The sequence below is a fragment of the Streptomyces amakusaensis genome (assembly GCF_039532665.1).
Classification (GTDB): Bacteria; Actinomycetota; Actinomycetes; order Streptomycetales; family Streptomycetaceae; genus Streptomyces; species Streptomyces amakusaensis.
The window spans coordinates 191018-208871 of the sequence record NZ_BAAASB010000005.1; the positions used below are offsets into that span (position 1 = coordinate 191018).

General features: G+C 71.4%; 15 protein-coding genes. 14 read left to right on the top strand and 1 reads right to left on the bottom strand.

Features of this window, described 5'->3' with window-relative positions; genetic code table 11:
* Positions 1–212: 212 nt before the first annotated feature.
* On the bottom strand, positions 213–758 hold the full coding sequence (locus ABD371_RS10805; protein ID WP_344475302.1) for a beta-class carbonic anhydrase: 546 nt from the start codon (positions 756–758) through the stop codon (positions 213–215).
* Positions 759–1091: 333 nt separating this feature from the next.
* On the opposite strand from ABD371_RS10805, the gene rsmH reads away from it, so the two are divergent.
* The 14 genes from rsmH (at position 1092) to ABD371_RS10875 (ending at position 17836) form a co-directional block, all read left to right on the top strand.
* Entirely contained in the window at positions 1092–2048 is a 957-nt protein-coding gene (gene rsmH, locus ABD371_RS10810) for a 16S rRNA (cytosine(1402)-N(4))-methyltransferase RsmH (protein ID WP_344475304.1), read from the top strand.
* Positions 2045–2656 carry a cell division protein FtsL gene (gene ftsL / locus ABD371_RS10815; RefSeq protein ID WP_381733467.1) on the top strand — a complete coding sequence of 204 codons (612 nt, stop codon included), beginning with the start codon at positions 2045–2047 and terminating at the stop codon, positions 2654–2656. Before rsmH ends, ftsL begins: the two co-directional genes overlap by 4 nt.
* Positions 2657–2660: 4 nt before the next feature.
* Complete coding sequence (locus ABD371_RS10820) at positions 2661–4619, top strand: peptidoglycan D,D-transpeptidase FtsI family protein (RefSeq protein ID WP_425575804.1); 1959 nt, start codon at positions 2661–2663, stop codon at positions 4617–4619.
* Positions 4620–4881: 262 nt separating this feature from the next.
* Positions 4882–6468: a UDP-N-acetylmuramoyl-L-alanyl-D-glutamate--2,6-diaminopimelate ligase gene (locus tag ABD371_RS10825; RefSeq protein ID WP_344475307.1), complete on the top strand. Its 1587-nt coding sequence runs from the start codon at positions 4882–4884 to the stop codon at positions 6466–6468.
* 4 nt (positions 6469–6472) lie between these two features.
* Positions 6473–7903 (top strand): UDP-N-acetylmuramoyl-tripeptide--D-alanyl-D-alanine ligase, encoded by a 1431-nt coding sequence (locus ABD371_RS10830; protein ID WP_344475309.1) that lies wholly within the window; start codon positions 6473–6475, stop codon positions 7901–7903.
* Positions 7900–8970 (top strand): phospho-N-acetylmuramoyl-pentapeptide-transferase, encoded by a 1071-nt coding sequence (gene mraY, locus ABD371_RS10835; RefSeq protein ID WP_344475311.1) that lies wholly within the window; start codon positions 7900–7902, stop codon positions 8968–8970. Before ABD371_RS10830 ends, mraY begins: the two co-directional genes overlap by 4 nt.
* A gap of 58 nt (positions 8971–9028) precedes the next feature.
* Positions 9029–10459 carry a UDP-N-acetylmuramoyl-L-alanine--D-glutamate ligase gene (gene murD, locus ABD371_RS10840; protein ID WP_344475313.1) on the top strand — a complete coding sequence of 477 codons (1431 nt, stop codon included), beginning with the start codon at positions 9029–9031 and terminating at the stop codon, positions 10457–10459.
* An 88-nt stretch (positions 10460–10547) separates the two neighbouring features.
* Complete coding sequence (gene ftsW, locus ABD371_RS10845) at positions 10548–12098, top strand: putative lipid II flippase FtsW (protein WP_344475315.1); 1551 nt, start codon at positions 10548–10550, stop codon at positions 12096–12098.
* 6 nt (positions 12099–12104) lie between these two features.
* Positions 12105–13199 (top strand): undecaprenyldiphospho-muramoylpentapeptide beta-N-acetylglucosaminyltransferase, encoded by a 1095-nt coding sequence (gene murG / locus ABD371_RS10850; protein WP_344475317.1) that lies wholly within the window; start codon positions 12105–12107, stop codon positions 13197–13199.
* 61 nt (positions 13200–13260) lie between these two features.
* On the top strand, positions 13261–14070 hold the full coding sequence (locus tag ABD371_RS10855; protein WP_344475319.1) for a cell division protein FtsQ/DivIB: 810 nt from the start codon (positions 13261–13263) through the stop codon (positions 14068–14070).
* Between the two features lie 275 nt (positions 14071–14345).
* Positions 14346–15542, top strand: coding sequence for a cell division protein FtsZ (gene ftsZ, locus ABD371_RS10860; RefSeq protein WP_190125986.1), 1197 nt, complete (start codon positions 14346–14348; stop codon positions 15540–15542).
* Positions 15539–16324 (top strand): peptidoglycan editing factor PgeF, encoded by a 786-nt coding sequence (gene pgeF / locus ABD371_RS10865; RefSeq protein WP_344475322.1) that lies wholly within the window; start codon positions 15539–15541, stop codon positions 16322–16324. The genes ftsZ and pgeF overlap by 4 nt, the downstream gene beginning before the upstream one ends.
* Complete coding sequence (locus ABD371_RS10870; protein ID WP_381733476.1) at positions 16321–17094, top strand: YggS family pyridoxal phosphate-dependent enzyme; 774 nt, start codon at positions 16321–16323, stop codon at positions 17092–17094. Before pgeF ends, ABD371_RS10870 begins: the two co-directional genes overlap by 4 nt.
* A gap of 124 nt (positions 17095–17218) precedes the next feature.
* Positions 17219–17836: a cell division protein SepF gene (locus tag ABD371_RS10875; protein ID WP_344475324.1), complete on the top strand. Its 618-nt coding sequence runs from the start codon at positions 17219–17221 to the stop codon at positions 17834–17836.
* Positions 17837–17854 lie beyond the last annotated feature (18 nt).

A 17854-nucleotide genomic window follows, 5' to 3' on the forward strand; every position in this document is an offset into this window, starting at 1 on the left:
GCCCTCCTCGGCCCTTTCACACACGGGCCGAGTCTCCGAACGGCCCGGCCCACCCCGAATCACGCGCACAGGCTCCGGACAGTTCCGGAGCCGTGCCGTGTCATCGCATTGTTGTTGGCGTTCCGTGCCGTGTCACTCGCCTGTGGATAACCCAGGGGGAGTTGTCGGGTTGGTAAGGATTTCTCCCGGTGTTCGATCGGCGGAGACGCCGATCAGCCCGTCGGGTCGATCTCCCGCAGCTCCCCCTGCTTCACATCGAAGACAAAGCCGCGCACATGGTCGGTGTGGAGCAGGAACGGCGAGGTCCGCACCCGCTGCATGGACTGCCGTACGTCCTGGTCGACGTCCCGGAACGCCTCCACCGCCCACGGCGGACGCTGTCCCACCTCGTCCTCCAGCTCATGCCGGAAGTCCTCGGTCAGCGATTCCAGACCGCAGCCGGTGTGATGGATGAGGATCACGCTGCGGGTGCCCAGCGCCCGCTGGCTGATGGTGAGCGAGCGGATCACATCGTCGGTGACCACACCGCCCGCGTTGCGGATGGTGTGACAGTCGCCCAGCTCCAGGCCGAGCGCGTCGTGGAGGTCGAGCCGCGCGTCCATGCAGGCGACCACGGCCACCCGCAGAACAGGACGCGCGTCCATGCCCGGGTCCTTGAACCCGGCCGCGTAGCGCCGGTTCGCCTCGACGAGACGATCGATGACCGTGTCACCCGCAAGCGCCTCGGCGTCGGGGGAGTGATGCGCGGAAGTCGTCATGGAGACGACGTTAATGTGCGCGACCCCGGCGGGCCTGCTGTGAGAGGGCACAAAGAACATCAACCCGGCTTGTTGTGAGGTAACCCACAAGGGTGCGGCCATGACGCCCGTTCGAGTGAAGCAACCGTCGTCCGCCCGGCCCCGCCACGCCGTCGGCCGGTTGATTGACCGGAAAGGCCGGTGCACTAAAGTGACGCGCAGTTCACTGAATCATCCTGCACGTTTCCAAGATTTCCCCGCGTGTGCGGCGGTACGCACCGCGTGTGCGGCGTACGCACGGCACCGTCCCGCCTCCGCGCGGCCGGGCCCGCGCGCCGGACCTGAGAGGGCCCTTTGAGCAATACCCGACACGTCCCGGTGATGCTCCAGCGGTGCCTGGACCTCTTGGCCCCCGCCCTGCGGAGCCCGGGGTCGGTCGTCGTCGACTGCACCCTCGGGCTCGGCGGACACAGCGAGGCGCTGCTCACGCAGTTCCCCGGCACCCGGCTGATCGCCCTGGACCGGGACAAGGAGGCGCTGCGCCTCTCCGGCGAGCGGCTCGCCCCCTTCGGCGACCGTGCCACCCTGGTCCACGCGGTCTACGACGAACTCCCCGACGTCCTCGGCAGACTCGGCGTCCCCCGGGTCCAGGGCGTCCTCTTCGACCTCGGGGTCTCCTCGATGCAGCTGGACGAGGCCGACCGGGGCTTCGCCTACGCCCAGGACGCCCCGCTGGACATGCGGATGGACCAGACCACCGGCATCGGCGCGGCCGAGGTCCTCAACACCTACCCGCCGGGCGAGCTGGTACGGATCCTGCGGATGTACGGCGAGGAGAAGCAGGCCAAGCGGATCGTCTCCGCCGTCGTGCGCGAACGGGAGAAGGAACCCTTCACCAACAGCGCCCGGCTGGTGGAACTGATCCGCGACGCGCTGCCGCAGGCCGCCAAGCGCACCGGCGGCAACCCCGCCAAGCGCACCTTCCAGGCGCTGCGCATCGAGGTCAACGGCGAGCTGAGCGTGCTGGAGAACGCGATCCCGGCGGCGGTCGGGGCGCTCGCGGTCGACGGCCGGATCGCCGTGCTCTCCTATCAGTCGCTGGAGGACCGGCTGGTCAAGCAGGTCTTCGCGGCGGGCGCGGCCGTCACCGCCCCGCCCGGGCTCCCCGTGGTGCCGGAGGAGTACCAGCCGCGGCTGAAACTCCTGACCAGGGGCGCCGAACTGCCGACCGGGGAAGAGGTCGCCCAGAACCGCCGGGCCGCCCCCGCCCGGCTGAGGGGAGCACAGCGCATCCGGGAGGACGTGCGGTGAGCCCCGCGGCCAAGCAGCTCAAGGGGCGGGCCGCCCGGCTCGCCCGGCTGATGCCGGCGGGGCCCAGCTCCGCCGCCCGCACCCCCTTCGTGCTGCTGGTCGTGGTCCTGCTCGGCGGCGGGCTGATCACACTGCTGCTGCTGAACTCCTCGCTCAACGCGGGCTCCTTCGAACTGAGCGAGCTGAAGCGCGAGACCACCGAACTCACCGACGAGCAGCAGGCGCTCCAGCGCGACGTCGACAGCGGACTGGCCCCCGACGCACTGGAGCGCCGCGCCCGTGAGCTGGGCATGGTCCCCGGCGGCAACCCCGTCTTCCTGGATCCGGACGGCACCGTGCAGGGCGAACCGGGCGAGGGCACGGCCTCGCCGTCGCCCGCCGCCGCGACCGCGTCGCAGGGCACCCCCGCCGCGACCGAGGAAGCCACGGCCCCCGCGACGAACACCGGCACCCTCACCACCGGCTCCGGCCCCGGCTCCGGCTCCGCGACGGGCACCCTCACCACCACCGCCGGTACGAGCGGCACCGCCGGCTCCCCGACGACGGGAACCGGGATCCCGGGCCCCGCCCCCGCGCCCGACCAGTCCTCGACGCCCACCGGCAGGTGACCCAGTGCCACCCAAGGAACGATCCGCGCGGCCCTCGGGACGTACCGCCCCGCCCCGGGGACGCGTCCCCGGCCCCGCCCGCCGCCCGCCCGCCCGCCCCGGGGCCCGCGGACCCAAGCCCCCGCCGCTGCGCCTGGGCAGCCCCCGCCCCCGGCTGCGCCTGGTCAGCCTCGGTCTGACCCTGGTGATGCTCGCCTTCGTCGTACGACTGCTCCAGGTGCAGGCCGTCGACGCCGACGCCTACGCCGCCAAGGCGCAGAAGCACCGCTACATGAGCGTGGTGCTCGCCGCCGAGCGCGGCGAGATCACCGACCGGACCGGCACCGCGCTCGCCACCAGCGTCGACGCGTACGACATCACGGCCGACCCGAAGCTCTTCACCCCCGAGGAGAGCAAGTCCCCGAACGCGCCCGAACAGGCGGCGGCCCTCCTCGCGCCCATCCTCGGCAAGGACGCGGGCGACATCGCCGAGCAGCTGGCCACCCCGAACTCCCGCTACACCGTGCTGGCCCGCCGCCAGACCCCCCAGGTCTGGAAGCAGATCAAGGACCTCAAGGGCGTCTTCGCCGAGAAGGCCAGGACCGACCGGGCCAGGGGCGGCCCCGGCGCGAACGTCCTCGCGGGTGTGCTCAACGAGTCCAGCAGCAAGCGCGTCTATCCGAACGCCGACCTCGCCGCCGGGATACTGGGTTACGTCAACGCCGAGGGCCGGGGCGGCGGCGGCGTCGAGTCCATGCTCGACAAGACGCTCGCCGGCAAGGACGGCGAGATCACCTACGCCCAGTCCGGCGGCCGTCGCGTGCCCACCGCCGACGGCACCCGCGAGACCCCGGCCGTGCCCGGCTCCGACGTCGAGCTGACCATCGACCGCGACATCCAGTGGGCCGCCCAGCGCGCGATCAGCGAGCAGGTCGGCAAGTCCAAGGCGGACCGGGGCTATGTGATAGTCCAGGACACCCGCACCGGCGAGGTGCTCGCCATGGCCAACGCGCCCGGGTTCGACCCCAACGACATCTCCCGCGCCGACGCGACCGCCATGGGCAACGCCGCGCTTCAGGACGCCTTCGAGCCGGGCTCCACCGCCAAGGTGATGTCGATGGCCGCCGTCCTGGAGGAGAAGGCCGCCAACCCCGGCACCCACGTCGTCGTCCCCAACCGGCTGCACCGGGGCGACCGGCTGTTCAAGGACGACATCGACCACCCCACCTGGTACCTGACGCTCAACGGCGTACTCGCCAAGTCCAGCAACATCGGCACCATCCTCGCCACCGGACAGCTCGGCAAGACCCAGCCCGAGGCGAACAAGGTGCTCCACTCCTATCTGCGGAAGTTCGGCATCGGCAGCCCCAGCGGGCTCGGCTACCCGGGAGAGACCCCCGGCATCCTCGCCCGGCCCGACAAGTGGTCCACCTCGCAGCAGTACACGATCCCCTTCGGCCAGGGCCTCTCCATCAACGCCATGCAGGCCGCCTCCGTCTACCAGACCATCGCCAACGGCGGCGTACGCGTGGAACCCACCCTGGTCCGCGGCACCAGGGGCCCCGACGGGGAGTTCACCCCCGCCCCCGAGCCCCAGCGGACCCGGGTGGTCAGCGAGGAGACCGCCACGACGCTCTCCACCATGCTGGAGTCCGTCGTCGGCAGCGAGGAGGGCACCGGCACCAAGGCCCGGATCCCCGGCTACCGCGTCGCGGGCAAGACCGGCACCGCCAACCGCGTCGACCCGGAACTCGGCCGCTACCGCGGCTACACCGCCTCCTTCGCCGGATTCGCCCCCTCCGACGAACCCCGGATCACCGTCTACTGCGCCATCCAGAACCCGACCAGGGGCAGCTACTTCGGCGGCCAGATCTGCGGTCCCGTCTACCAGCAGGTCATGCGGTTCGCGCTGAAGTCCCTCCAGGTCCCGCCGACCGGCAACCCCCCGGCCAGGCTCCCCGTCACGTTCAAGCCCGGCGGATGAGGGGCCGGCCCCGGACGCACGACACCACACCCACGCACGACATCGAGCGACCGGCGGGGCCGCGCGGCCGACGGCCGGAGCGCGACCCGTCCGGGAACGACCCGAGGAACCACCAGTGACAACGATCACCCCCGATTCAGGGAACCACCGCCCCACCCCGCCCGCACCCTCCCACAGGGCTCCGTCGGCCCCGGCGGAGCACGCCCCGGACACCACCCCCTCTTTTGGCTCCGGGCCGGGTACGCCCGGTACGCTCACCGCCGTGCCACACGCTGATCAGTACCGAACCGCCCCGCAGGACGTCCCCGCGAAGCAGCAGGGAGCGCCTCGTCCGGACCGGCCCCACCCGACCCCGCTGGGGGACCTGGCCGCCCGGCTGGGGGTGAAGAACCCCGCCGCGGACGGGGCCACGGTCACCGGCATCACCCACGACTCGCGGGCGGTACGCCCGGGCGACGTCTACGCGGCCCTCCCCGGCGCCCGCCTCCACGGGGCCGACTTCGTGGCCCAGGCGGCCGGCCTCGGGGCCGCCGCCGTCCTCACCGACCCCGCCGGCGCCGAGCGCGCCGCCGCGACCGGACTGCCGGTCCTCGTCACCGGGGACCCGCGCGGACGCATGGGCGAACTCGCCGCCGAGATCTACGGGCGGCCCGGCGAGCGGCTGCTCCAGATCGGCATCACCGGCACCTCCGGCAAGACCACCACCGCCTATCTCATGGAGGGCGGCCTCCGGGCGGCCGGCCGCACCACCGGCCTCATCGGCACGGTCGAGACGCGGATCGGCGAGGAGAGCCTCAAGTCGGAGCGCACCACCCCCGAGGCCACCGACCTCCAGGCCCTCTTCGCCGTGATGAACGAGCGGGGCGTCGAGGCCGTCGCCATGGAGGTCTCCAGCCACGCCCTGGTCCTCGGCCGGGTCGACGGCTGCGTCTTCGACATCGCCGTCTTCAACAACCTCAGCCCGGAGCACATGGAGTTCCACTCCGGCATGGAGGACTACTTCCAGGCGAAGGCCCAGCTCTTCACCCCCGCCCGCAGCCGGCGCGGCGTCGTCAACCTCGACGACGCCTACGGCCGCAGGCTCGCCGCGGAGGCCTCCGTACCGGTCGTCACCTTCTCCGCGGAGGGCCACCCGGACGCCGACTGGCGCGCCGAGGAGGTGGAAGTGGGCTCCCAGGGCTCCTCCTTCACCGTCGTCGGCCCCGCCGGCGAGCGGGTGAGCGCCCGGGCCCCGCTGCCCGGCCCCTTCAACGTCGCCAACACCCTGGCCGCCGTCGTCACCCTCGCCGTCGCCGGAGTCGCCCCGCAGACCGCCGCCGACGGCATCGCCGCCGTCCCCGGCGTCCCGGGCCGGCTGGAGCGGGTGGACGAGGGACAGCCGTACCTCGCCGTGGTCGACTACGCCCACAAGACCGACGCCGTCGAATCGGTGCTGCGCTCGCTGCGCAAGGTCACCAAGGGCCGGGTGCACATCGTCCTGGGCTGCGGCGGCGACCGCGACACCACCAAGCGCGGCCCGATGGGCGCGGCGGCGGCCCGCCTCGCCGACACCGCCGTGCTGACCTCCGACAACCCGCGCTCGGAGGACCCCCTCGCCATCCTCGCCGCCATGCTCGCGGGCGCCGCCGAGGTGCCGGTCCACGAGCGCGGCGACGTACTGGTGGAGGCCGACAGGGCCGCCGCCGTCAGGGCCGCCGTCGCCCGCGCCGAGCCCGGCGACACCGTGCTCATCGCCGGAAAGGGGCACGAGCAGGGCCAGGACATCGCCGGGGTGGTCCGCCCCTTCGACGACCGCCAGGTACTGCGCGAAGCCATTCGCGCGTCCCTTCACCCGAAACCCCAGGGATGACCCAGTGATCGCCCTCTCCCTCGCCGAGATCGCCGAAATCGTCGGCGGGCAGCCCCACGACATACCGGATCCAACGGTGCGCGTCACCGGCCCCGTGGTCACCGACTCCCGCGAGATCCGGCCGGGCGCGCTCTTCACCGCCTTCGCGGGCGAACGCGCCGACGGCCACGACTTCGCCGCGCGCGCGGTCGCCGACGGCGCGGTCGCCGTGCTGGCCACCCGCCCCGTCGGCGTGCCCGCGATCGTCGTCGACGACGTCACCGCCGCCCTCGGAGCGCTCGCCCGCGAAGTGGTCGAACGCCTCGGCGCGACCACCGTCGCCCTCACCGGATCCGCCGGGAAGACCAGCACCAAGGACCTGATCGCCCAGCTCCTGGAGCGCAAGGGCCCCACCGTCTACCCGGCCGGGAACCTCAACAACGAGATCGGACTGCCGCTCACCGCCCTGCGCGCCGACGAGAGCACCGAACACCTCGTCCTGGAGATGGGCGCGCGCTACGTCGGCGACATCCGCTATCTCACCGGCCTGGTACCGCCGAGAATCGGACTCGTCCTCAATGTCGGCAGCGCCCACGTCGGCGAGTTCGGCAGCCGCGAGCGGATCGCCGAGGCCAAGGGCGAGATGGTCGAGGCCCTGCCCGAGGACGGCGTCGCGGTCCTCAACGCCGACGACCCCCTCGTACGCGCCATGGCCTCGCGCACCAAGGCCCGGGTGACCTACTTCGGCGAGTCCCCGGACGCCGACATCCGTGCCGAGAATGTCCGGCTCACCCAGCAAGGTCGGCCCGCCTTCACGCTTCACACCCCTACCGGGTGCGGCGATGTGACCATGCGGCTGTACGGTGAGCATCACGTGTCGAACGCGCTCGCCGCGACCGCCGTCGCCCATGAGCTGGGCATGTCCGCCGACGAGATCGCCCGCGCGCTCTCCGAGGCCGGCACCCTCTCCCGCTGGCGCATGGAGGTCACCGAGCGTTCGGACGGCGTGACGATCGTCAACGACGCCTACAACGCGAACCCCGAGTCCATGAGGGCGGCGCTGCGCGCGCTGGCCGCCATGGGCCAGGGAGCGCAGTCCCGGGGGGGACGAACGTGGGCGGTGCTCGGCCTGATGGCCGAGCTCGGTGACGAAGCGCTCGCCGAGCACGACGCCGTCGGACGGCTCGCCGTCCGGCTCAACGTCAGCAAGCTCGTCGCAGTCGGGGGCAGGGAAGCGTCCTGGCTGCGACTGGGCGCATATAACGAGGGTTCGTGGGGTGAGGAGTCGGTGCACGTGTCCGACGCACGGGCGGCGATCGACCTGTTGCGCAGTGAACTGCGTCCGGGAGACGTCGTGCTGGTGAAGGCTTCGAGATCGGTGGGGCTCGAACAGGTCGCGCAGGCCCTGCTCGACGACACGAGCGCGCCTTCGGATGGGCGGGGTGCCGGCCGATGAGGCAGATCCTCTTCGCGGGAGCCATCGGGCTCTTCCTGACGCTCATCGGCACGCCGCTGCTGATCAAACTCCTGGCCCGCAAGGGATACGGGCAGTTCATCCGGGACGACGGCCCGCGCACACACGGCAGCAAGAAGGGCACGCCCACCATGGGCGGCATCTCCTTCATCCTCGCCACCCTGATCGCCTACGCGCTCGCCAAGGTGATCACCGGCGAGAAGCCGACCGTCTCGGGCCTCCTGGTGCTCTTCCTGATGGCCGGCATGGGTGTGGTCGGCTTCCTGGACGACTACATCAAGATCGTCAAGCAGCGTTCGCTGGGTCTGCGGGCCAAGGCGAAGATGGCGGGACAGCTCATCGTCGGCATCGCCTTCGCGGTGCTGTCCCTCCAGTTCGCCGACCAGAGAAACCTCACTCCGGCCTCCACCAAACTGTCGTTCATCACGGACTTCGGCTGGTCGATCGGCCCGGTGCTCTTCGTGGTCTGGGCGCTCTTCATGATTCTCGCCATGTCCAACGGCGTGAATCTGACGGACGGTCTGGACGGCCTCGCCACCGGCGCCTCGGTGATGGTCTTCGGTGCGTACACCTTCATCGGCCTCTGGCAGTTCCAGGAGTCCTGCGCCAGCGCCGCCCAGCTGACCAACCCGGCGGCCTGTTTCGAGGTACGGGACCCCCTCGACCTCGCGGTCGTGGCCTCCGCCCTCATGGGAGCCTGCTTCGGCTTCCTGTGGTGGAACACCTCGCCCGCCAAGATCTTCATGGGCGACACCGGCTCGCTCGCCCTCGGCGGCGCGCTCGCCGGTCTGGCCATCTGCTCCCGCACCGAACTGCTGCTGGCGCTCCTCGGCGGACTCTTCGTCCTCATCACCATGTCCGTCGTGATCCAGGTCGGCTCCTTCAAGATGACCGGCAAGCGGGTCTTCCGCATGGCACCGCTTCAGCACCACTTCGAACTCAAGGGGTGGTCCGAAGTCCTTGTGGTGGTCCGGTTCTGGATCATCCAGGGCATGTGCGTCATCGTGGGCCTGGGGCTCTTCTACGCGGGCTGGGCCGCGGCCAAGTAAGCGGGAAGTGAGCGACGAGTGAGTACGGAGCGGTGTCAGTGAGTACGGAGCGGTGTCAGTGAGTACGGAGCAGTGGCGGGGCAAGCGGGTCACCGTGGCCGGTCTCGGAGTCTCCGGGATCCCCGCGGCGAAGGTGCTGCACGGTCTGGGCGCGCTGGTCACCGTCGTCAACGACGGCGACGACGAGCGCTCCCGGAGCCAGGCGGCCGAGCTGCGGGCGCTGGGCGTCACGGTGCGCCTCGGCGACGGGGCCACCCTGCCCGAGGGCGCCGAACTCGTCGTCACCACCCCCGGCTGGCAGCCGGACAAGCCCCTCTTCACGGCCGCCGCCGAGGCGGGCGTGGAGATCTGGGGCGATGTGGAGCTGGCCTGGCGGCTGCGGGACAGCCGCCCCGGCCGGACCCCGGCCCCCTGGCTCGCGGTCACCGGCACCAACGGCAAGACCACCACCGTGCGCATGCTCGCCGCGATCCTTGAAGCGGCGGGCCTGCGCACGGCCGCGGTCGGCAACATCGGCGTCTCGCTGCTCGACGCCGTCCTCGGCAACGAGGAGTACGACGTGCTCGCCGTCGAACTCTCCAGCTACCAGCTCCACTGGTCGCCCTCGCTCCGCGCCCACTCCGCCGCCGTGCTCAACCTCGCGCCGGACCACCTCGACTGGCACGGCTCGATGGCGGCCTACGCCGCCGACAAGGGCCGGGTCTACGAGGGCAACACCGTCGCCTGCGTCTACAACGCGGCCGACCCCGCCACCGAGGACCTGGTGCGCGAGGCCGACGTCGAGGAGGGCTGCCGGGCGATCGGCTTCACCCTCGGCACCCCCGGCCCCTCCCAGCTCGGCGTGGTGGACGGCATCCTGGTCGACCGCGCCTTCGTCGAGAACCGCCGGGAGCACGCCCAGGAGCTGGCCGAGGTCGCGGACGTCGACCCGCCGGCCCCGCACAACATCGCCAACGCCCTCGCGGCGGCGGCGCTGGCCCGCGCCTACGGCGTCCCCGCCTCGGCGGTCCGCGACGGGCTGCGCGCCTTCCGGCCCGATCCGCACCGGATCGAGAAGGTCGCCGACCTCGACGAGGTCGCCTACATCGACGACTCCAAGGCCACCAACACCCACGCCGCCGAGGCCTCCCTCGCCGCCTACGACCCGATCGTGTGGATCGCCGGCGGACTCGCCAAGGGCGCGTCCTTCGACGAGCTGGTCCAGAAGTCGGCGAAGCGGCTCCGCGGGGCCGTGCTGATCGGCGCGGACCGTGCGCTGATCAGGGAAGCGCTCGCGCGACACGCCCCACAGGTCCCGGTCGTGGACCTCGACCGGACCGACACTGGGGCGATGCCGGCGGCGGTCGCGGAGGCGGCCCGGCTCGCCCGGCCCGGGGACACGGTCCTGCTGGCCCCGGCCTGCGCCTCGATGGACATGTTCGTCAATTACAACAAGCGGGGCGAGGCGTTCGCGGAGGCCGTTCACGCACTCGCCGACGAGCGCGCCTGACCGGCCCGTCCGCGCGCCGTGCCGGGCGCCCGGGGAACGGCCCCGGGACCCCGGCACACCTCGGGCACGACTGGAGGGGACAGCGTCCATGCCGGCCGACGACACCACCGCCGCCACGGGAGAGGGCCGTACCCGGTCCGCGTTCCCGGCTGCCCGCGTCCGCACCGTACGGACACCCGCCCGTACGGCACGGACACCCGCCCGCACCGCACGGGAGCTGGCCGAGGAGCTCGCCCGGCGGGCCCGGGCCCTCGTCCCGGCCCCCGCCCTCGCGGGCGTCCCCTCCGGAGCCCCCGCGCACCGTCCCGGACCCGCCCTGCGCACGGCGGGCCCCGCGCGCGGCGGCGGCCGGGCCCCCGCCCGGGGTACGAGCCGCACCCCCGCCTCCTCGGGACCGCCGCGCGGGCGCGGCGTGCGCCGGGCGTACGAACGGGTCCGCAGGGCCTGGGACCGCCCGCTGACCGCGTACTACGTCATCCTCGGCAGCGCGATGCTGATCACCGTGCTCGGGCTGGTGATGGTCTACTCCGCCTCGATGATCAAGGCGCTGTCGCTCTCCCTCCCCGGCTCCTACTTCTTCCGCAAGCAGTTCCTCGCCGCCGTCATCGGCACCGGACTGCTGCTGCTCGCCTCCCGGCTGCCCTCCCGGCTGCACCGGGCCCTGGCCTACCCGCTGCTGACGGTGACCGTCTTCCTGATGATCCTCGTCCAGATCCCCGGGATAGGGGAATCGGTCGGCGGCAACCAGAACTGGCTCTCCCTCGGCGGCCCCTTCCAGCTCCAGCCCAGCGAGTTCGGCAAGCTCGCCCTGATCCTGTGGGGAGCGGACCTGCTCGCCCGCAAACAGGACAGAAGACTGCTGAACCAGTGGAAACACATGCTGGTCCCGCTCGTCCCGGTCGCCTTCATGCTCCTCGGCCTGATCATGCTCGGCGGCGACATGGGCACCGCGATCATCCTCACGGCCATCCTCTTCGGACTGCTCTGGCTCGCCGGAGCACCCACCCGGCTCTTCGCCGGTGTGCTCTCCGTCGCCGCGCTGGTGGGCTTCATGCTCATCAGGACCAGCGAGAACCGGATGTCACGGCTGATGTGCGTCGGAGCCATCGATCTCGGCCCGAAGGGCGAATGCTGGCAGGCCGTCCATGGAATCTACGCTCTGGCGTCCGGCGGATGGTTTGGATCCGGACTGGGTGCCAGTGTGGAAAAATGGGGTCAACTCCCCGAACCCCACACCGATTTCATCTTCGCCATCGCCGGTGAGGAACTGGGGTTGGCGGGGACGCTGTCGGTGCTCGCCCTCTTCGCGGCTCTAGGCTATGCGGGTATCCGCGTGGCCGGACGCACGGAGGACCCCTTCGTGAGGTACGCGGCGGGAGGTGTGACCACCTGGATCATGGCCCAGGCCATGGTCAACATCGGTGCGGTGCTCGGTCTGCTGCCGATCGCCGGTGTGCCGCTCCCGCTGTTCTCCTACGGAGGGTCGGCCCTGCTGCCGTCCATGTTCGCGATCGGACTGCTGATCGCCTTCGCGCGAGAGGATCCCGCCGCGAAGGCGGCCCTGGCCATGCGGAGGCCAGGGGTGAGATGGAAGACGATGAGACGGCGCGTCAAGAAGCGTCCGTCCGGAGAGCGGTGAATTTCGGTGCATGTCGTACTCGCCGGTGGGGGGACCGCCGGCCACATCGAGCCCGCGCTCGCCCTCGCGGACGCCCTGCGCAGGCAGGACCCCACCGTGGGGATCACGGCCCTCGGCACGGAACGCGGACTGGAGACCAGACTCGTCCCCGAACGCGGCTACGAGCTGGCCCTCATCCCCGCCGTGCCACTGCCCCGCAAGCCGACCCCGGAGCTGATCACCGTCCCCGGACGGCTGCGCGGCACCATCAAGGCCGCCGAGCAGATCCTGGAGCGCACCAAGGCGGACTGCGTCGTCGGCTTCGGCGGCTATGTGGCCCTGCCCGGCTATCTCGCCGCCAAGCGGCGCGGAGTGCCGATCGTGGTCCACGAGGCCAACGCCCGCCCCGGGCTCGCCAACAAGATCGGATCCCGGTACGCGGCCGGGGTGGCCGTCGCCACCCCCGACAGCAAGCTGCGCAACTCCCGCTACATCGGCATCCCGCTGCGGTACACCATCGCCACCCTCGACCGCGCCCGGGTGCGCCCCGAGGCGCGCGCCGCGTTCGGCCTGGACCCCAATCTGCCCACCCTGCTGGTCTCCGGCGGCTCCCAGGGAGCGCGCCGGCTCAATGAGGTCGTCCAGCAGGCCGCGCCCGCGCTCCAGCGCTCCGGCATCCAGATCCTGCACGCGGTCGGCCCCAAGAACGAACTGCCGCACGTGGACAACATGCCCGGAATGCCGCCGTACATCCCGGTACCTTATGTGGACCGGATGGACCTCGCCTACGCGGCGGCCGACATGATGCTCTGCCGCGCCGGCGCGATGACCGTCGCCGAGCTCTCCGCCGTCGGGCTGCCCGCCGCCTATGTCCCGCTGCCCATCGGCAACGGCGAACAGCGGCTCAACGCCCAGCCGGTGGTCAAGGCGGGCGGCGGACTGCTGGTCGACGACGCCGAACTGACGCCCCAGTGGGTCCAGGGCAATGTCCTGCCGGTGCTCGCCGATCCGCACAGGCTGTACGAGATGTCCCGCGCGGCCGCCGAATTCGGCCGCAGGGACGCCGACGACCTGCTGGTCGGCATGGTGTACGAGGCGATCGCGGCACGCCGGCAGGCGTGAGGCGGCGCGGTCCGGGGGAGTCCCGGACCGCGGGGCGCCGCTGACGGAAGGAGACCGGAGCGTGGCCGGACCCACCACCGCCGAACGCGGGGCGCGCACCCCCTCACGCCGTCCGCGAGGGGCCTCCGGTCCGCCCTCCGGCGCACCGGGCGGGCGTCGCCTCCCGCGCCTCCCCGGCCGTCGCGTCCTGCTGATCGCCCTGGCGGTCGTGGCGCTCCTGGGGGGTGCGCTCTGGGCCCTGTACGGGTCCTCCTGGCTGCGCGTGGAGCGGGTGAGGGTCACCGGCACGGACGTCCTGATGCACCGGCAGGTGACCGGGGCCGCCGGGGTGCCCATGGGCGCGCCGGTGGTCTCCGTCGACACGGACGGCATCGAGGACCGGCTGCGCACCCGGCTGCCCCGCATCGACTCGGTGGAGGTCTCGCGGTCCTGGCCGAGCGGCATCACCCTGCGGGTGACCGAGCGAAAGCCCGTGCTGCTCCTGGAGAAGGGCGGGCGGTTCATCGAAGTGGACGCCGGGGGCCATCGGTTCGCCACGGTGGACAAAGCACCCAAAGGCATCCCGCTGCTCGAACTGGAGGCGGCCGGCTCCCCGAGTCTGCGCCGGTTCGGCCCGGACCGGCTGACCGAGGAGGCGGTACGCGTCCGGAGCGAGCTGCCCGCCAAGGTCGCGGCGGACGCGCGTACCGTCGCGGTCCGTTCATACGACTACATTGTCGTGGAGTTGACCGGGCGGCGAACCGTTCTCTGGGGGAGCCCCGAGGACGGCGAGGCCAAGTCCCGGGCGCTCACCGCGCTGATGAAGGCCGCGCCGAAGGCCCGGCACTTCGATGTGAGCGCACCCACCGCCCCTGCGGCGTCCGCGAGTTGACTCGCGAATGCCCTGGCCGGGGCCCTGGCTGGTCAGCGCAATGGCTGATCACATAGGGTGAAAAGAAAAACGGGAGGTTCGGCGTGTTCGTTGAACACGCGCCACTTGCCGACTTAGTGTCCTGTCCGGAGAGTCCAACGAACAGACACACTGGTAACCCTAAACTTCAACGTTAGGGTTCGGGTCGGCGTTTCGGACCGTCCCATCGGCATCCGTCGTCATGGCGCGCAGACCGCGCGGTGACGACACGTATCTCGAGGCGAGAGGCCTTCGACGTGGCAGCACCGCAGAACTACCTCGCAGTCATCAAGGTCATCGGTGTCGGCGGCGGTGGTGTCAATGCCATCAACCGAATGATCGAGGTCGGCCTCAAGGGCGTCGAGTTCATCGCCATCAACACCGATGCTCAGGCACTGTTGATGAGCGACGCCGACGTCAAGCTCGACGTCGGCAGGGAACTCACCAGGGGCCTCGGCGCCGGAGCCAACCCGGCCGTCGGCCGCAAGGCGGCAGAGGACCACCGTGAGGAGATCGAGGAGGTCCTCAAGGGGGCCGACATGGTCTTCGTCACCGCCGGAGAGGGCGGCGGCACCGGCACCGGCGGCGCGCCCGTCGTGGCCAACATCGCCCGCTCGCTGGGCGCGCTGACGATCGGCGTGGTCACCCGCCCGTTCACCTTCGAGGGCCGCCGTCGCGCCAATCAGGCGGAGGACGGCATCGCCGAGCTCCGCGAAGAGGTCGACACCCTCATCGTCATCCCCAACGACCGGCTGCTGTCCATCTCGGACCGCCAGGTCAGCGTGCTGGACGCGTTCAAGTCCGCCGACCAGGTGCTGCTCTCCGGCGTCCAGGGCATCACCGATCTGATCACCACACCGGGTCTGATCAACCTCGACTTCGCCGACGTCAAGTCCGTGATGTCCGAGGCCGGATCCGCCCTCATGGGCATCGGCTCGGCCCGCGGCGACGACCGCGCGGTGGCCGCCGCCGAGATGGCGATCTCCTCGCCGCTCCTGGAGGCGTCCATCGACGGGGCGCGCGGAGTGCTGCTCTCCATCTCGGGCGGCTCCGACCTGGGGCTCTTCGAGATCAACGAGGCGGCCCAGCTGGTCAGCGAGGCGGCGCACCCCGAGGCCAACATCATCTTCGGCGCCGTCATCGACGACGCCCTCGGCGACGAGGTCAGGGTCACGGTCATCGCGGCCGGGTTCGACGGCGGACAGCCGCCGGCCCGCCGGGACACCGTCCTCGGCTCGGCCTCCGGCAAGCGCGAGGAGCCGCAGGCTCCGCCCGCCCGCGCCGAGAGCCCGCGCCAGACCGGCGGCCTCGGCACGGTGCCGGTCCGCGAGGAGCCCAAGCCCGAGCCCGCCCCGCTCTCCAACGACCACTCCTCGTCCGCCCAGGTTCCCCCGGCCCGTCCCTACGCGGACACCTCGGTCGAAGAGCTGGATGTACCGGACTTCTTGAAGTGACCGTGGGGCACGACGCGATACACGCGAACGGCGCGCACTTCGCCTTCACCGACCGGTGGGGCGGGGTGAGCGCCGTTCCGTACGAGGAGCTCAACCTCGGCGGCGCGGTCGGCGACGAGCCCGGGGCCGTACGCGCCAACCGGGCGATCGCCGCCCGGGCGCTGGGGATCGACCCGGAGCTGGTGGTCTGGATGAACCAGGTCCACGGCAAGGACGTCGCCCGGGTCGAAGGACCCTGGGGGGACGCGGCCGTTCCCTCGGTGGACGCGCTGGTCACCGCCCGGCGCGGACTCGCGCTCGCGGTGCTGACCGCCGACTGCGTCCCGGTCCTGCTGGCCGATCCGGTCGCCGGAGTGGTGGCCGCCGCCCACGCGGGCCGGCCCGGCATGGCCGCCGGGATCGTCCCGGAGACGGTCGCCGCGATGGTCTCGGCCGGCGCCCGCCCGGACCGGATCATGGCCCGCACCGGCCCCGCGGTCTGCGGCCGGTGCTACGAAGTCCCCGAGAGGATGCGGGCGGAGGTGGCCGCGGCCGAACCGGCCGCCTGGTCCGAGACCGGCTGGGGCACCCCGGCGGTCGACGTCGTCGCCGGAGTCCACGCCCAGCTCGCCGCCGCCGGGGTGCGCGACCGCCGGGCCTCCCGGTTCTGCACCCTGGAATCCAAGGACCACTACTCGTACCGCCGCGACCGCACCACCGGGCGACTCGCCGGATATGTCTGGCTGACACCGCTCTCCGGGGAGACGGAAGCCCCTTCCCCCGCAGAAGAGAGCGCAGCATGACGGAGCACGACGCCACCGGTCGGAACGCCGCCGGTCGGAACGCCGACGACCCTGAGGTCCGGCGCGCCGAACTGGCCGCGAACCTGGCACTCGTGGAGGAACGTATCGCCTCCGCCTGCGCCGCCTCCGGCCGCGCGCGCGAAGAGGTGACGCTCATCGTCGTCACCAAGACCTACCCCGCGAGCGACGTCCGTCTTCTGCATGAACTCGGTGTGAGGAATGTCGCCGAGAACCGCGACCAGGACGCCGCTCCGAAGGCGGCCGAATGCGCCGATCTCGATCTGAAATGGCACTTTGTCGGTCAGCTTCAGACCAATAAAGTCCGTTCCGTGGTTGGTTATGCCGATGTGGTGCAGTCGATCGATCGGATGAAACTGGTCACGGCGCTCTCCGCCGCGGCCGTCCGTGCCGGCCGGGAGCTGGGCTGTCTGATCCAGGTCGCGCTGGACGCGGACGCCGGCGCACGCGGGGAGCGCGGCGGGGTCGCGCCGGACGGAATCGGTGAACTGGCCGCCGCGATTGACGGCGCGTCAGGGCTGCGCCTCGACGGGCTGATGACCGTCGCGCCCCTCGCCGGGGAGTACGCGGGACGGCAACGGGACGCTTTCGAGCGGCTGATGGAATTCTCATCCGGCCTGCGCGTCGGGCATCCTGCTGCCAACATGGTTTCGGCGGGGATGAGCTCGGACCTTGAGGAAGCCGTGGCGGCGGGGGCGACACATGTGCGCGTCGGCACTGCGGTACTCGGAGTCCGTCCCCGGCTCGGGTAACGTCGCCAAGAAGTCGGACCACAGCAGAAAATATGGTCATTACCGCAGCAAAGCGGGCAGACCCAGTGGATCGCGGGCACTTGGTGACAAAGGCCGATCCACCACAGAGCGGAGGACTCAGAGCATGGCCGGCGCGATGCGCAAGATGGCGGTCTACCTCGGCCTCGTGGAGGACGATGGGTACGACGGCCGGGGTTTTGACCCCGACGACGACTTCGAACCCGAGCCGGAGCCCGAGCGGGAACACCGCCGGCACCAGCCCCCGCATCAGGTCGAACGTGAGGAACCGGTACGGGCGGTGCAGCCGCCGCCGCAGCGCGAGCCGATGCCCGTTCCCGCTTCGCTACCCGCAGAAAACGGACGTCCGGCGCGAATCGCCCCCGTGGCGTCCATCACACCTGAACGTCCGAGCCTGGAGAAGAACGCGCCGGTGATCATGCCCAAGGTTGTGTCCGAGCGGGAGCCCTACCGCATCACCACATTGCACCCCCGGACCTACAACGAGGCCCGTACCATCGGGGAACACTTCCGCGAGGGGACTCCGGTGATCATGAATCTGACCGAGATGGACGACACCGACGCGAAGCGACTTGTCGACTTTGCCGCGGGACTTGTCTTCGGTCTGCATGGCAGCATTGAGCGGGTGACACAGAAGGTGTTCCTGTTGTCGCCTGCTAACGTCGATGTCACGGCGGAGGACAAGGCCCGTATCGCAGAGGGCGGTTTCTTCAACCAGAGCTGAGAAGCATCAACACCGGGA

Excerpts from the sequence above, each read along its gene's own strand:
- ABD371_RS10805 (WP_344475302.1), bottom strand. The coding sequence starts at position 758 with ATGACGACTTCCGCGCATCACTCCCCCGACGCCGAGGCGCTTGCGGGT.
- mraY (WP_344475311.1), top strand. The coding sequence starts at position 7,900 with ATGAGGCAGATCCTCTTCGCGGGAGCCATCGGGCTCTTCCTGACGCTC.
- ftsW (WP_344475315.1), top strand. The coding sequence starts at position 10,548 with ATGCCGGCCGACGACACCACCGCCGCCACGGGAGAGGGCCGTACCCGG.
- ABD371_RS10870 (WP_381733476.1), top strand. The coding sequence starts at position 16,321 with ATGACGGAGCACGACGCCACCGGTCGGAACGCCGCCGGTCGGAACGCC.
- ABD371_RS10875 (WP_344475324.1), top strand. The coding sequence starts at position 17,219 with ATGGCCGGCGCGATGCGCAAGATGGCGGTCTACCTCGGCCTCGTGGAG.